The sequence below is a fragment of the Gulosibacter sediminis genome (genome assembly GCF_014904065.1).
GTDB classification, from domain to species: Bacteria; Actinomycetota; Actinomycetes; order Actinomycetales; family Microbacteriaceae; genus Gulosibacter; species Gulosibacter sediminis.
The window spans coordinates 145,817-146,018 of sequence record NZ_JACXJG010000018.1 but is presented as its reverse complement, the minus strand read 5'-3'; the positions used below and the strand labels follow the sequence as shown (position 1 = coordinate 146,018).

General features: G+C 68.8%; 1 protein-coding gene. It reads right to left on the bottom strand.

The features are described 5' to 3' along the window. On the bottom strand, positions 1 to 202 hold a 202-nt coding region (locus ID132_RS10215; RefSeq protein WP_193128534.1), incomplete at both ends, for a transposase.

Here is a 202-nt window from a genome sequence, read left to right as displayed (position 1 = left end):
CGCTTCGACCTCGACGTGCTCGTCGGCGGCGAACAGCACCTCCAGTCGGGTCCTTTGTCGGTCAGTGAGCAGCTTGTCGCCGGTATGCAGGGTGCGTCGGGCCTGGTAGAGCGGGTCGCCCTTCATCCCGCGCCGGCCGAACACGTCCTGCTGGACGCGACGCCGGCAGACATCGAGCGCGTCTCCGGCGAGACGGACCACA